Here is a 15108-nt window from a genome sequence, read left to right on the forward strand (position 1 = left end):
AGGGCTGACCCGGACAAGGGGCCGACCCCCGGAACCACGCGAACGAGCCCCCGGCCGCGGGTGCGGCCGAGGGCTCGTCGTGCGCGAGGGCAGGCGACCGCCGGGGGTCACACGGTGGTGACGACCTCGTCGTACTCCAGGCGGGGGGAGCGGGGGAAGGCGTCCGGGCCGGGCTTGCCGATGTTCACCACGGCGAGGACCTTGTGCTTGCCGTCGCCGAAGAACTCCTTGTTGAGCGCGTCGGCGTCGAAGCCGGTCATCGGGCCCGCGGCGAGCCCGGCGGCGCGTATGCCCACGATGAAGTAGCCGACCTGGATCGCGCCGTTGAAGGTGCTGGACTTCTCCCGCGCCTGCGCCTCGGAGAAGAAGACGTCCTTGGCCTGCGGGAAGTGCGGGAAGAGCCGCGGCAGCTCCTCGTGGAACTCCAGGTCGGCGGCGAGGACGGCGGTCAGCGGCGCGGCCTCGGTCTTGGCCTTGTTGCCGTCGGCCATGTGCTGCACGAGGCGCCTGCGGCCCTCCTCGGAGCGGACGAGGACCACGCGCAGCGGGGACTGGTTGAACGCGGTGGGGGCGTACTTCACCAGGTCGTAGACGGCCTTGACCGTCTCGTCGGAGACGGGCTCGTCGGTGAAGGTGCCGGCGGTACGCGCCTGACGGAAGAGCAGGTCCTGGGCGGCGGCATCGAGCACGAGTGCCATGGCAAACACACCTTGTGGGTAGGAAGTGGAGGCGGTGGGTGGGAAGTGAGGGCGTCGGCAGGGTGGGACGTGGCCGGGAACCGCGTCGCCGCGGCGCACGCCCACTCGCCTCTACGACCTTAACCCACTTGAATTAATTTTCAACCTCTTCTTGAGAAATCTTCTCTTCCTCGCGACTCCCGCCGCCCTCGCCCCGCTCCTGCGCGTTCTGCGCGGCCAGTGCCGCGTCCAGGCGGGCGCGCGCCCCGTCGAGCCAGCGCCGGCAGACCCTCGCCAGTTCCTCGCCGCGCTCCCACAGCGCCAGGGACTCCTCCAGCGAGGACCCGCCCGCCTCGAGCCGCCGCACGACGTCGATCAGCTCGTCCCTGGCCTGCTCGTAGCCGAGGGAGTCGAGGGAGGCGGCCTCAGCGGGAGCGGCCGGGTCGGATTCGTGGTTCGCCATGGCCCCACCCTATGAGCCCGCGGGCACTCGGCCGGGCGCGCCGGGGACATCCCCCCGCCCGGTGCCGACCCGTGCCCACCCGGCGTCCACTCGGGGCCCATGCCCTACTCGGGACCCATGCCCTGCTCGCTGACCCGGACCGCGAACCCGCCCTCGGCCACCCGGGCCCGCAGCTTGTCCCCCTCGGCCACCTCGGCGGCGTCGCGCACCACCGAGCCGTCCTCCCGTTGCAGCACGGAGTAGCCGCGCTTGAGCGTCGCCGCGGGAGAGAGGGCGACCACCCGGGCGAGCGTGTGCTCCAGCTCCCCGTCCGCCCGGTCGAGCCGGTGCCCCAGACAGCGCCGGGAACGCTCCACCACCGCGTCCACCTGTGCCTCCCGCTCCTCGACCATCCGGTGCGGCGCCGCCATCGAGGGCCGGCTCACCGCCGCCTCCAGGCCCCGCTCCTCCCGGTCCAGGATCGCGGTGAGCGTCCGCAGGGACCGTTCCCGCAGGTGCTGCACGCGCGACAGCTCCTCCGTCACGTCCGGGACGACCTTCTTCGCCGCGTCCGTGGGCGTCGAGGCACGAAGATCGGCCACCAGATCGAGCAGCGGACTGTCCGGTTCATGCCCAATGGCGCTCACCACGGGGGTGCGGCACGAGGCCACCGCCCGTACCAGCCGCTCGTCCGAGAACGGCAGCAGATCCTCCACACTGCCGCCGCCGCGCGCCACGACGATCACATCCACGTGGCGGTGCTCGTCCAGGTCCCGCAGCGCCCCGATGACCTGCGGCACCGCGCTCACGCCCTGCACGGCCACGTTCCGCACCTCGAACCGGACGGCGGGCCAGCGCAGCCGCGCGTTCTCCAGCACATCCCGTTCCGCCGCCGAGGCGCGCCCGGTGACCAGGCCGATCAGCTGCGGCAGGAACGGCAGCGGCCGCTTGCGCTCCGCGGCGAACAGCCCCTCGGCGGCCAGGGTCTTCTTCAGCGTCTCCAGCCGCGCCAGCAGCTCGCCGATCCCCACCGGGCGGATCTGCGTCGCCCGCAGCGACAGAGTGCCGCGCGGCGCGTACCACTCCGGCTTGGCGTACACGACGACCCGGGCGCCCTCGGCGACGGTGTCCGCGATCACGTCGAACACCTTGCGGTAGCAGGTGACCTCGATCGAGATGTCCGACGACGGATCGCGCAGCGTCAGGAAGACCACGCCCGCCCCGGGCCGCCGCGACAGCTGGGTGATCTGCCCCTCCACCCAGACGGCGCCGAGCCGGTCGATCCAGCCGCCGATGAGCCGGGAGACCTCGCCGACCCGGATCGGCGACTCGGGTGAGGTGTTCAAAGCCATACCGGCGAGCCTAGGGCTTGTGCCCGGGGAGTCGGCACGTCCAGGACCGTACGATGGTGCACATGACTGCAGCCACCACTTCCCGCCGGGTCCTGCTCGCCGCCCCCCGCGGCTACTGCGCGGGCGTGGACCGAGCGGTGATCGCCGTCGAGAAGGCCCTGGAGCAGTACGGGGCCCCGATCTACGTCCGCAAGGAGATCGTGCACAACAAGTACGTTGTGCGCACCCTCGAGAAGAAGGGCGCCGTCTTCGTCGACGAGACGGAGGAGGTGCCCGAGGGCAATATCGTGATCTTCTCGGCGCACGGCGTCGCCCCGGTCGTCCACGAGGAGGCCGCGGAGCGCAGGCTCGCGTCCATCGACGCGACCTGCCCGCTGGTGACCAAGGTCCACAAGGAAGCCGTCCGCTTCGCCAACGAGGACTACGACATCCTCCTCATCGGCCATGAGGGCCACGAGGAGGTCGTCGGCACGATGGGTGAGGCCCCCGAGCGCATCCACCTCGTCGACGGCCCGGACGACGTCGCCTCGGTGAAGGTCCGTGACGAGAGCAAGGTCGTCTGGCTCTCGCAGACCACCCTGTCCGTCGACGAGACGATGGCCACCGTGGGGCAGCTCAAGGACCGCTTCCCGGCGCTGGTCAGCCCGCCCAGCGACGACATCTGCTACGCCACGCAGAACCGCCAGGTCGCGGTCAAGCAGATCGCCGCCGAGTCCGAGCTGGTGATCGTCGTCGGCTCGAAGAACTCGTCCAACTCCAAGCGGCTCGTCGATGTCGCCCTCGACGCCGGAGCCCGTGCCTCCCACCTCGTGGACGGCGCCGACGAGATCGCCGAGGCCTGGCTCGAGGGCGTCAGCACGATCGGCCTGACCAGCGGTGCCTCCGTGCCCGAGATCCTGGTCGAGGGTGTCCTGGAGTGGCTGGCCGAGCGCGGCTTCGCAGATGTCGAGGTCGTCCGGTCGGTGGAGGAGAGCATCCAGTTCTCGCTGCCGAAGGAACTGCGCCGGGACCTGCGGACCGAGGCGGCCAAGGCCGCGGGGGGCGGGGAGTAGAGCGGGTCCCATCGGGAAAGGTTCGCTTCATGAACCTTTTCGGTGTCGACATCGGGGGCTCCGGCATCAAGGGCGCGCCCGTTGACCTGAGCGTCGGCGCGCTGGCGCAGGAGCGCCACAAGGTGCCCACCCCGCACCCGTCCGAGCCCCGGGCAGTGGCGGCGTGCGTCAAGGAGGTCGTGGACCACTTCGGCTGGTCGGGGCCGGTCGGTATCACCTTCCCGGCCGTCGTCACCGGCGGGGTGACCCGCTCGGCGGCGAACGTGGACCAGGCGTGGGTCGACTTCGAGGCGCGCAAGCTGTTCACCGATGTACTCGGGGCCCCGGCCACGGTGGTCAACGACGCCGACGCCGCCGGGATCGCCGAGGTCGCCTTCGGCTCGGGCCGCGACCGCGACGGCGTGGTCGTCCTGCTGACCTTCGGCACGGGCATAGGCAGCGCGCTGTTCATCGACGGCAAGCTGGTGCCCAACACGGAGCTCGGCCATCTGGAGCTGCGGGGCAAGGACGCGGAGAAGCGCGCCTCCTCGCACGCGAAGGAAGTCCACGAGCTGAGCTGGCACGAGTGGGCGAAGCGGGTGGAGGAGTACCTCCGGTACGTCGAGAAGCTGTTCTCGCCGGACCTGTTCGTCATCGGCGGCGGGGTCAGCCGCAAGCACGACAAGTTCCTGCCCCTGATCGAGGGGGTCCGCGCCACGATCGTGCCGGCGGCGCTGCACAACGACGCCGGGATCGTGGGCGCGGCTATGGCCGCCGCGAAGGAGCAGGAAGCGGCGAAGGCGAAGGGCGCCCAGCGCGACGGCGGGGTCGGCGCGGAGGCGTCCGCGTAGCGGGCGGGGGGGGGAACCGGCCCGCGTAGCGGGTCGGAGGAACCGTCAGGCCTCCGGTCGGTTTCCCGGGGCTCGGCCCCCGGACCCGGACCCCGGCCCCGGGGCGTTGCGCAGCGCGAAGTGGCGGGTCAGGGCGAGGCCGCCGGCGATGAAGGTGCCGCCGTAGAGCCAGCCCGCGTGCACGGCCAGGCTCGTGGCGACCCCGATCAGCTGCCCGGTGATCCCGTCGCCGTCACCGGGCACGGTCAACAGAAGCGTCACAGCGAAGGCGATGGGAGCGCAGATCGGTGCCGCCACCAGGTCGCTGGAGCGCACCCGGGTCGCCGCGAAGAAGCACGCCCCGAGGAAGCACAGCCCGAACAACGCGCCGGGGCCGTCCAGGACCAGCGCGTCGAGCACTCCTCCCGCGAGGGTGATGACGCAGGTGATCACCCCGATGCCGACGGCGGTGAAACGCGTCGGCGCGCCCGTCCCCGACTTCGTCCCCTCGGCCGGCCGGGGACGGCGGGGGATCCGGTCGGCGAGCGCCGGGGTCTCGGCGCCCGGGCGCTCGGCCGGGCCGCGCGGCGGTACGGGCCGGGACGCCCGGGTCGGCGACGACGGAGGCCGCTGCGGCGGTGTGGTGGGAGTCGGCGGGGCGAGGACCTGACGCGGCGCGGGCGTGGCCGGGGGCTCGGTTCGTGCGCGTTGTTGCTCCACTGGACCAAGGTAGGCGGCCACCCCGGTCGGGGTACGTACAGGACACGCGCTTTGACCAGGGTTGGGTAATGTGTTCGACCCGGCGTGCGGAAGACGGCCCGTCAGTGCGGGGCCCGGGAGGCCGCGGTGACAGTTCGTTGGAACGGTGGTGCTGGTGCTGCCGGTAGCGGTGAGGGTGACGACGGCGGGGCCGGTGCTGGCGGCCGTGCCGGTGCCGGTGGCTGTGACCTCGGCAGGTCCGGTGCCGGTGGCTGTGCGGGTGACGGCGCCCGTGCCGATGGTGCTGCCGGGGCGGTGCGCCGGAGGGCCGTCGTGGTCGCCGCAGCCGGAGCCCTCGCGCTGGCCGCCCTCCCCGGGGGCCGTGCCCGTGCGGCGGGGAGGGCGTCCTCGGCCGCGGATGTCTACTCCGAACTGCTGAACCGCTGGACCGGCGTTCTCGTCGGCACCGATGCGCCATTGGCCGATGCCGACTACACCGCCGCCGTCCGGGCACAGGACCGCGCCTCGGGCGGCTGGCTGGCGACGTTGAGGACCGGCGCGGGACGTACCACCCCCTGGGACGACCTGCCGCTGGGCTCCGCGTCGGCCAATGTCACCGCGGTGGCCAACCGTCTGCGCGCCATCGCGCTGTCGTTCGCCACCCCCGCCTCAGCCCTCCACCGGAACGCCGAGGCCGCGGCGTCGCTCGCCGCCGGGGTTGGGCTCCTGCACGACGCCGCCTACCACGCGGGCCAGAAGGAGTACGGCAACTGGTGGGACTGGGAGATAGGGACCTCCAAGGCGCTCGGCGACACCTGTGTCCTGCTCGGCGAGGCGCTGCCCGCGGACACGCTCGGCGAGGTCATGGCGGCGATCGACCACTTCGTTCCCGATCCGCGGCGGATGCTGGACGACAGCCTGGTCTCCACGGGCGCCAACCGCGTGGACCTGTGCCGGGCGGTCGCGGTGCGCGGCGCGCTGGGGCGGTCACCGGAGCGGCTGTCGCTGGCCTCGTCGTCGCTGGCCGGGGTGCTGGATCCGGTGCTGATCGGGGACGGATTCCACCCTGATGGCTCGTTCGTCATGCACACGTGGGTGGCGTACCCGGGCACGTACGGCGAGGTGCTGGTCCGGGGCATGGCCGAGCTGATGCGGCTGCTGGCGGGGACGCAATGGGAGGTGGCGGCCAACGAGCGCCAGAGAATCGTTTCCGTCGTGGAGGAGACATTCGTTCCCTTCCTCAATGGCGGCCTGGTGGCCGACTGCGTCCGCGGCCGGGCGATCTCGCGGACGGGCGAACGGGACGCGGACGACGGCTTCCTGCTCGCCGTGGACGTGCTGAACCTGGCGGGAGCGCTCCGGGCGGGTGCCCTCCGGGCGGGGGACGGTGCTGTTGCCGGGGACGGTTCCGCCGTCGCCGCCGGGGCGAGGTCACCCCTGGACGCCGGGGCGAGGTCACCCCTGGACGCCACCACCGCGCGCCGTCTGCGCGGACTCGCCAAGGGATGGCTGCGGGCCAACACCTGGCGCCCCCTCTCCACCCGCCAGCCCGTGCAGATCGCCGTCGTCGTCCCCGTCCTGGCCGACGACTCCACCCCGCCCGTCGAAGCGCCGCCCGGCCACTTCCCGTTCCCCGACATGGAGCGGTTCGCCCACCGCCGCCCCGGCTGGGCGATGACGCTGGCGCTCAACTCCGACCGTGTGGCCCGCTACGAGTACATGAACGAGGAGAACGCCAGGGGCTGGCACACCGGCGACGGCATGGCGCAGCTCCACCTGGACGCCGACCCGTTCCACTACACCGACGGCTACTGGCCGACTGTCGACGCCAAGCGGCTGCCGGGGACCACCGTGGACACCACCCCGCTCGCCCCCGGCCAGGGCGGCGACAACGACCACGAGCCCCTCACCGGCACCCGCTGGTCCGGCGGTGTCCGGCTGGGCTCGTTCGGCATGGCGTCCATCGGCCTGACCGGGATCGCATCCCCGTTGACCGCCCGCAAGTCCTGGCTGTTCCTCGACGACGCCGTGGTCGTCGCGGGCTCGGCCATCACCGCCTCCGGCGGCCGCCGGGTCGAGACGGTGATCGAGAACCGCCGCACCGAAGCCGCCCCGACCACCCACCCGGGCTGGGCGCACCTGGCGGGCGTCGGCGGATATGTCCTCCTGAGGGAACGGCCCAAGCGGCCCGAGCGGCCTTCCGCGGGTGCGGCGCGTTCCCTGCCCGAGCGGCCTTCCGCGGGTGCGGCGCGTTCCCTGCCCGAGCTGCGTTCCCTGAGCGAGGTGCGGACCGGGGCCTGGCGCGACCTCAACAAGGGCGGTCCCACCACTCCCGTCACCCGCCCGTACACCACCCTGTGGCTCGACCACGGCGCCGACCCGTCCGACGCCTCCTACGCCTGCCTCCAGCTTCCGGCGGCCTCGCTCTCCACGACGGCCGCCAGAGCCGAGGCCCCGGGGGTGGAGGTGGTCGCCCTCACCCCCACCGTCCATGCCTTCCGGGCCGCCCCGGGCCTGACCGCCGCTGTCTTCTTCGCCCCGGGCTCGGCCGCCGGGATCACGGTCGACGCTCCGTGCTCGGTCCTCGTCCTGGAGGACGGCGCCGAGGTGCGCGTCGCGGTGAGCGACCCCTCCCGTACCTCTCCCCTGGTCACCGTCACCCTGGCCGAGCCCGCCCACGCCACCCTGACCGCATCCGACGACGGTGTCGCCGTCCTGTCCACGAGCCCTGCGCGCCTGCTCGTCGAGACCGGCGCCCGGCACGGAGCGACCCTTGCCGCGACCCTGCGCCGGGGCCGCTCCCCGCACCATGGGCGCCTTCACCGGCTCACCCCCGTCACCGACGCCACGGTGCGGGACGGCGAGGTCGACAGCACATCCCCGTTGCTGACGGTCTCCGCCACGAGCACCGCCTGCCTGACCTTCGACCTCACCCGCGTCCACCGCCCGGTCCGCCGCGCCCGCCTGTGGCTGTACGGCCGGATCCCCGACGACCCGGCCACCCGCGCCGACGACATGCTCCAGACCCTTCTGCGCGCCCACGGCCCGGTGGCCGAGGACCGCGCGACCCCCGGCCCGGGCCCCGCCTTGGGACAGGGGTGGGCCACCACCTACCCGGACTGGTTCTCGTTCGACGTGACCGGGGCGGTCCGAGCGGCGGCCGCGACGGCGGTGGGCCGGGGCTGCCTGAAGCTGGCGGTGACCCCTGCGGGGGCGGAGGGCGGTGAGATCCACGAGGCCCGGATCCACAGCAGGGAGAACCCTGCCCACCCGCCGCTGCTGCACCTGATCACGGACTGACCCCGCCGGGACCAGGCCGTAGACTCAAAGGTCGCCAGTCCCGTCCGGTACCGCGGTCCCGCCCAGTCCAGGAAGTCAGACATGTCGCTCAGCATCGGAATCGTCGGCCTGCCCAATGTCGGCAAGTCGACCCTGTTCAACGCCCTGACCAAGAACGACGTGCTGGCGGCGAACTACCCGTTCGCCACGATCGAGCCCAACATCGGCGTGGTCGGTGTACCGGACCCCCGCCTGGACAAGCTCGCCGAGATCTTCGGCTCGCAGCGCAAGCTCCCGGCGACGGTGGACTTCGTGGACATCGCGGGCATCGTCCGCGGCGCCTCCGAGGGACAGGGCCTGGGCAACAAGTTCCTGGCGAACATCCGCGAGTCCGACGCCATCTGCCAGGTGATCCGCGCGTTCGAGGACCCTGACGTGGTGCACGTGGACGGCAAGATCTCGCCCGGGGACGACATCGAGACGATCAACACCGAGCTGATCCTGGCTGACCTCCAGACCATCGAGAAGGCCCTTCCGCGTCTGCAGAAGGAGGCGCGCCTGAAGAAGGAGACGGCGGCCGTCGTCACCGCCGTCGAGGAGGCCCAGAAGATCCTGGAGCAGGGCACCACGGTCTTCGCCGCGGGCCTGGACCGCGAGCCCCTGCGCGAGCTCCACCTGCTGACCGCCAAGCCCTTCCTCTACGTCTTCAACGTGGACGAGGAGGAACTGGTCAACGAGGAGTTCAAGGACCGCATGCGCGCTCTGGTCGCCCCGGCCGAGGCGATCTTCCTCAACGCCAAGATCGAGTCCGAGCTGATCGAACTCGACGACGCCGAGGCCCTCGAACTCCTCCAGGCCATGGGCCAGGAGGAACCCGGCCTCGCCACCCTCGGCCGCGTCGGCTTCAACACGCTGGGCCTCCAGACCTACCTCACGGCCGGCCCCAAGGAATCCCGCGCCTGGACCATCAAGAAGGGCGCGACGGCCCCCGAGGCAGCCGGCGTGATCCACACGGACTTCCAGAAGGGCTTCATCAAGGCCGAGGTCATCTCGTACGACGACCTGGTCGCCACCGGCTCAGTGGCCGAAGCCCGCTCCGCGGGCAAGGCCCGCATGGAGGGCAAGGACTACGTGATGCAGGACGGCGACGTGGTGGAGTTCAGGTTCAATGTCTGAGTGATCAACGGAAAGGCCGTCCGGCCTGCGGCGCCGTGAGGATTCAGCTCTCGGGCCCATCGGTGGGGAAGTCCCGAAGCGGCGGACTGCCGGGCTGAGGCGGGCGAGGGTGACCTGGTGGGCGATGGCGGTCGGCCGGAGTAGGCAGGCCCCGCTGTCCAGCAGCAGGTCTGATGCGCTCGCGAAATGCTTCGGCGTCGTGTGGTGCGGCGGCCCAGGCTCGCCCAGCCGCTGGACGAGTCCTCGATGCGGGATGCCATACTGCCCGCCGCGGCGGGGGCATTGACAGAGGCGGCGTCGCAGGCCGGCATCCGCTGCGTATCCTCGGTTTCTGGCGGGACGCGGATCACGGAGGTGTCAGGTGGAGTTCCGGCTGCTCGGCTCCGTTGCCGTCGTGACGGAGAACGGGGACTTGGCACTGGGGCCCGCCAAGCGCTCCAGCCTGCTGGCCATGATGCTATTGCGGCCCAACACCCCTGTGAATGTGGCCCAGTTGATCGACGCCCTCTGGGAGGACGAGCCGCCCGCCCACGCCAAGACCGTCCTGCAAGGCCATGTCTCACGGCTGCGCGCGCTGCTCGCTGAGCACGGAGCGTCGGCGTACGGGGTCGAGCTCGCCACCCAGGGGTCCGCGTACGCGATGCAGATGCCGGAATCACTGGTGGACGCACACCGCTTCGAGGAGCTCGTCGCGCTCGCCGGGGTGCAGCGTCGGCCCGCCGACGCCGTGCGGATGCTGCGGGAGGCGCTCTCCTTCTGGCAGGGGCCCGCGCTCACCGGGACCGTGCGGAGCCGGCCGCTGGAGGCGGCGGCCGGCGGCCTGGAGGAGCTGCGGCTGGCCTCGGTGGAGGCGCTCGCCGATGCGTACGGCCAACTCGGGGAGCACGGCCGGGCCGCCGCCGTGCTCCGTACCGAAGCCGTCGCGCACCCGCTGCGTGAATCCCTGGCGGCCGCGCTGATGTTGGCGCTGGGCCGCTCAGGGCGCCAGTCGGACGCGATCGGCTGGTACCACCGCACCCGGCGGCTGCTCGCCGAAGAGCTCGGTGTGGACCCCGGTGAGGTGCTCAGTGAGGCGTATGGGACGCTCCTGCGCTCCGCCCAACCCGTGTCGGCAAAGCGGCCCGCCCTCCCCGCCGCGGTCGCGATCCCCGAGCTGCTGCCACGGCCGCCGCGCGGATTCACCGGGCGGGGCGCCGAACTGGCTTCGCTCACCAGGGCCGTCGGCGCCGGGGACGCACCCGTCTGCCTGGTCACCGGTCCCGCCGGCGTCGGCAAGACCGCCTTCGCGGTGCACTGGGCGTACGATCGGCGCGCCGACTTCCCGGACGGACGGCTCTTCGCCGACCTGCGCGGCTTCAGTGACACCCCGGCGCCCGAATCCGTCGCCGTGCTGCGGGAGTTCCTCCTGGCGCTCGGTACCCCGCCGCAGCGGATGCCGGAGACCGCCGGCGCGATGGGTGCGCTGTTCCGTTCCCTCACCGCGGGGAGCCGACTCCTCGTCGTCCTCGACAACGCACGCTCCTCCGAGCAGGTCCGGCCGCTGCTTCCCGGCGGAGACCGCTGCGCGACGCTGGTCACCAGCCGCGACCGGCTCGGCGGCCTCATCGCCTCCGACGCCGCCCGGCCGGTACCCCTCAGGCATCTTCCGCCGGCCGACTCGGTAGCACTGCTCGGCAGCGTGCTGGGCGCGGAGCGGGTCGCCGCCGAACCCGACGCCGCCGCGCGGCTGGCCGGACTCTGCGACGGGCTGCCGCTCGCACTGCGGGTGACGGCGGCCCGCCTGGCCGAGCGGCCGCAGTGGACACTCGACGCGATGGTCGGCGAACTGGCCGACGAACAGAGATGTTTGGCTCTCCTGAACGCCGAGGACACCAGTGTCTCGGCCGCACTGGGCCTTACTGTGCAGCAATTGCCCGAGCCCGCCGCCCGGATGTTCCGCGCGCTGGGCCTGCACACGGGATCCGACCTGGACCGTTTCGCGGCGGGCGCGCTCGCCGGGACGTCCCCCGCGCAGGCCTCTGACGACCTGGACCGTCTCGCCGCGGCCCATCTGCTCACCGAGTCCGTCCCCGGCCGCTGGGCGCCGCACGATCTGGTGCGTCTCTACGCCCGCCATCTCGCCCCGCAGGCGGACCCCGAGGGCCTGCACCGCCTCCTCGACCACTACCTCTACACGGGGCTCGCGGCGAACGCCGCCGCCGAACCGGGTTCCCAGCCCTGTTACTCGCTGCCCCCCGATGTCCGGCGGCCCCCGGCGACAAGGGAATTCGAGGGTCGTTCGGCGGCGCTGGCCTGGTACGAGGCGGAGCGTCCGGCCTTGGAGGGCGCGGCCGCCGCCGCCGCTGCTCTGGGCCTCCACGACCGGGCCTGGAGGCTCGCCCTCGTGCAGTGGCCGCTGATGCTGCGGCGGATCAGGGACGGCTGGGTGCCGCTCCTCCAGGCCGGGCTCGGCTCGGCGGAGCACGAGGGCGACCTGGATGCGCAGTCGCGGGTGCGGGCGCTGCTCGGCTGGGTACTGCACGAGGAGGGCCGGGATGCCGAGGCCCTCGTCCATCTGGAGAAGGCGCCCGAGCTGGCCGCGCGGGCGGGCGATGCGATCAGTGAGGCGGTCGCCTGCGTCAACCTCGGGGCCGTCCTGGACTCCACCGGGGATCACGGGCGGGCAGGAGCGCTGATGTCCCAGGCGGTCTCGCTCGCCGCCCGGGCGGGCCATCCCTCCACCCAGGTGCTGACCCTCCAGCACCTGGCCGGCCACTGCCTGAACACGGGGGCGTACGAGGCGGCGCTCGCGCACACGGTTTGCGCGGCGGAACTCCTCCCACCCGACGCGGTGGTCGGCCGGGCGCGGCTGCAGATCGTCGGCGGCGAGGCGCTGGCCGGACTGGGCCGTCTTGAGGAAGCCGGTGACCAGCTGAGAGGGGCGGCGGCGGCAGCCGACGCGGTCGGGTTCACGGAGGGCTCCGCACGGGCCGTGGAACTGCTGTCGCGGCTGTCAGCGAATCGTTAGCGGTACGTAAGTGGGACGGCAGCGCGCCACCGGAGGCTGTAATTCAGCACCGAATGCGTGCCCTGACCATCCTTACGAGGGAGAACCACCATGCGTACCCGCCGCAAGAACACCGTCGCCGCCGCCGTCGCCGTCGCCGCTCTCTCGCTGGGACTGACCGCCTGCGGCGACAGTGACACCGACTCCAAGGGTGCGGGGAGCCCGACCGCTGCGCAGACCCTCGCGGGCACCGCTTCGAAGCCGGCGTCCGGCACGGCGGGCACCCGGTCGGCGGGCACCGGGTCGGCGGGCACCGGGTCGGCGGGCACCGGATCGGTGGATCCGGCCGCGTCCCAGAGCAGGACGAGGGACACCTCCGGCGGCGGTACGGCTTCGACCGGCTCGACGGGCACTGCCAAGGTCCCCGCCTGCACCTACAAGGATGTGAAGATCACGATGGCGAAGGCGGACGAGACGCCCACCGAGCACATCGTCCTGACCGCCGCCAACACCTCCGGCCGCTCGTGCCGCCTCTTCGGTTACCCGCTGATCGCCTTCGGCGACATCCAGACCGCCAAGGACATCCCGGCCGTCGCGAAGAGCAAGCCGTCGACCCCGATCGTCCTGAAGTCCGGCACGTCGGCGTACGCGAACGTACGCGTCGCCCTGGGTGGCGTGCATGAGGACAACAAGGTGGTCGCGCGCTTCAACGTGAATTTCTTCGGCGCCGACGGCCCGGCCGAGGGCAGCGACGTCGTCACCGCGCCCTCGGGGCGCCTTGCCGTCAACGAGGCTGCCGCGAAGACCGGCTACTGGACGTACGAGCTCCGCAGCGGCGCCGACGACTTCTGAACGGCTCGCTCAGGCGTCTGCCGCCGCCCGCATCAGAGGTGGCCGCTCTGTCCCCGTCCACATACGCGGGGGCGGGGCGTCCCGGCTGCCGGAAGCGCCCGGCGCGCGCACTTCGACCGTCACTCAACCGCCCGCTTCGAGCACCGGCGAGCTCATCGTCGAAGCCGTGAACGCTAAAGGGCTGGTCAACTCCGGACAAATGCAGTCCATATAGGGCTCGCTTTGGGCTGAAAGTGATCCAGCTCACTCAAGAACAAGGGAACGGGACGTCACCCTGATTCGTCTCCCGAGGCGTCCTGTCACGCGGCCGCCGCAGGAGCGGGCGCGATCACCGCTCCGTGCTCAGAAGAGGTGCCTCTTGCGCACGCCCACCAGATCCACGCAGCTCCGGATGCTCGCCGCGGCCGGGATCGTCGCCGCTGCCGCGTTCGTGATACCCGCGACGGCCAACTCCGCGCCGGCCTCCACCCCGGCCTCCGCGGACAGGGCACACCCGCCGGCCGAGGTCGTCGAGGCGTTCCAGCCGAACGGGGACATCTCCCGCGTGAAGGTGGAGCCCCGCAGGGCCAAGGGCGAGCGCGTCCAGGTTCCGGCCAGCAAGGTCCGATCCATCGTCAAGAACGGCCCCCCGTCCGACCGTTTCGACATCGTCTTCGTGGCCGACGGCTATACGGCCTCGCAGATGGACCGCTTCCGGACCGCGGTGTCGGCGAAGTGGAAGGACATCACCGCCGTCGAGCCGTTCAAGAGCTACGCGCCGCTGTTCAACGTCTGGGCCGTCGAGGCCGTCTCCAAGCAGTCGGGCATATCCGGGGACCCGACCGCCAATGTCCACAAGGACACCGCGGTCCGGTCCTACTTCTGGTGCGAGGACACCGAGCGCCTCCTGTGCACCGACACCGAGATCGCCAACGCGTACGCCAGGCAGGCGCCCGCCCATGACGCGACCGTGGTACTCGCCAACACCAAGAAGTACGGCGGCGCCGGCTACCCCTCCGTCAGCACCGTTGCCGGGGGCAACGAGGAGGCCAGCCAGATCCTCGTTCACGAAATGGGACACTCCATCGGCGGACTGGCCGACGAGTACATCTATGGTGAGGAGGGCCCGTACACGGGACCCGAGCCCCTGGAACCCAACGTCAGCAAGCTCAGTGCCCGCAAGATGACCGAGGGCAAGCGCAAGTGGTACCGGTGGATCGGCGAGCCCGACCCCAACGGCGGCAAGGTCGGCACCTTCGTCGGCGCTTACTACCACACCAAGGGGGTGAACCGGCCCACCGGGGACTCGATCATGCAGACGCTCGGGCTCGAGTTCAATCTCCCCAGCCGCGAGTCGATGATCGCCGCGTTCTACGGGGGCGTCGACATCGCCGACACCCCGGCGGGCTCTCCGCGCCCCAACGCGACGCTGAAGCGCACGTCCACCGCGCGCATCACCGTGCCGAAGCTGCCCGCGAAGAGGCTGAAGATCACCTGGAGCGTCGACGGCCGGACCGTGCCCGCGCTGAGCGGTGCCAAGTCGGCGAGTGTCAGCGAGCTGGGGCTCGACTCCCGGGCGCACACCCTGAAGGTGAAGGTCGAGGACACCACGTCCAAGGTCCGCGACCCCGAACTGCGCAAGATGCTCAAGGACTCGGTGGCCTGGAAGATCGCCGCCTCCTGACCCTCCCGGAACGACCCGCCACCCGGGGGCGCCGGCCCGTCCACGACGCGAGTCGGCGCCCCCGGTCGGCGTTGTGCTCAGGCCGTGCGCCAATCCCGCGCGCCAGTCCCGCGTGCCAATC

General features: G+C 72.0%; 11 protein-coding genes. 7 read left to right on the forward strand and 4 right to left on the reverse strand.

The genetic code is table 11. The annotated features are described in order from the left end of the window. Window positions 1-107 precede the first annotated feature (107 nt). From IEY86_RS29575 to xseA, 3 genes are all read right to left on the reverse strand, one after another. Window positions 108-698, reverse strand: coding sequence for a malonic semialdehyde reductase (locus IEY86_RS29575; protein ID WP_189134963.1), 591 nt, complete (start codon window positions 696-698; stop codon window positions 108-110). Window positions 699-831: 133 nt separating this feature from the next. Further along, on the reverse strand, window positions 832-1140 hold the full coding sequence (locus IEY86_RS29580) for an exodeoxyribonuclease VII small subunit (RefSeq protein WP_189134964.1): 309 nt from the start codon (window positions 1138-1140) through the stop codon (window positions 832-834). Window positions 1141-1244: 104 nt separating this feature from the next. Beyond that, a complete protein-coding gene (gene xseA, locus IEY86_RS29585) occupies window positions 1245-2471 on the reverse strand; it encodes an exodeoxyribonuclease VII large subunit (protein WP_189134965.1) in 1227 nt (408 codons plus the stop codon). A gap of 53 nt (window positions 2472-2524) precedes the next feature. Between xseA and IEY86_RS29590 the strand changes: the two genes are divergently transcribed. After that, window positions 2525-3523, forward strand: a complete 999-nt coding sequence (locus tag IEY86_RS29590) for a 4-hydroxy-3-methylbut-2-enyl diphosphate reductase (protein ID WP_189134966.1) — start codon at window positions 2525-2527, stop codon at window positions 3521-3523. Between the two features lie 29 nt (window positions 3524-3552). Further along, window positions 3553-4353 (forward strand): polyphosphate--glucose phosphotransferase, encoded by an 801-nt coding sequence (ppgK, locus tag IEY86_RS29595; protein WP_189134967.1) that lies wholly within the window; start codon window positions 3553-3555, stop codon window positions 4351-4353. 45 nt (window positions 4354-4398) lie between these two features. On the opposite strand, the gene IEY86_RS29600 is transcribed toward ppgK, so the two are convergent. Further along, on the reverse strand, window positions 4399-5052 hold the full coding sequence (locus tag IEY86_RS29600; RefSeq protein WP_189134968.1) for a DUF6542 domain-containing protein: 654 nt from the start codon (window positions 5050-5052) through the stop codon (window positions 4399-4401). A 312-nt stretch (window positions 5053-5364) separates the two neighbouring features. On the opposite strand from IEY86_RS29600, the gene IEY86_RS29605 reads away from it, so the two are divergent. The 5 genes from IEY86_RS29605 to IEY86_RS29625 all read left to right on the forward strand — a co-directional run bounded on the left by IEY86_RS29605 (window position 5365) and on the right by IEY86_RS29625 (window position 14987). Continuing rightward, window positions 5365-8331 carry a polysaccharide lyase 8 family protein gene (locus tag IEY86_RS29605; protein ID WP_189134969.1) on the forward strand — a complete coding sequence of 989 codons (2967 nt, stop codon included), beginning with the start codon at window positions 5365-5367 and terminating at the stop codon, window positions 8329-8331. Between the two features lie 81 nt (window positions 8332-8412). Next, complete coding sequence (gene ychF, locus IEY86_RS29610) at window positions 8413-9486, forward strand: redox-regulated ATPase YchF (RefSeq protein WP_189134970.1); 1074 nt, start codon at window positions 8413-8415, stop codon at window positions 9484-9486. A 361-nt stretch (window positions 9487-9847) separates the two neighbouring features. After that, complete coding sequence (locus tag IEY86_RS29615) at window positions 9848-12493, forward strand: AfsR/SARP family transcriptional regulator (protein ID WP_189134971.1); 2646 nt, start codon at window positions 9848-9850, stop codon at window positions 12491-12493. A gap of 90 nt (window positions 12494-12583) precedes the next feature. Then, complete coding sequence (locus IEY86_RS29620) at window positions 12584-13324, forward strand: DUF4232 domain-containing protein (protein ID WP_189134972.1); 741 nt, start codon at window positions 12584-12586, stop codon at window positions 13322-13324. 358 nt (window positions 13325-13682) lie between these two features. Continuing rightward, a complete protein-coding gene (locus IEY86_RS29625; protein WP_189134973.1) occupies window positions 13683-14987 on the forward strand; it encodes a M64 family metallopeptidase in 1305 nt (434 codons plus the stop codon). Window positions 14988-15108 lie beyond the last annotated feature (121 nt).

Origin of the sequence: Wenjunlia tyrosinilytica (assembly GCF_014646055.1) — a bacterium.
In the GTDB taxonomy this organism is placed as follows: domain Bacteria; phylum Actinomycetota; class Actinomycetes; order Streptomycetales; family Streptomycetaceae; genus Wenjunlia; species Wenjunlia tyrosinilytica.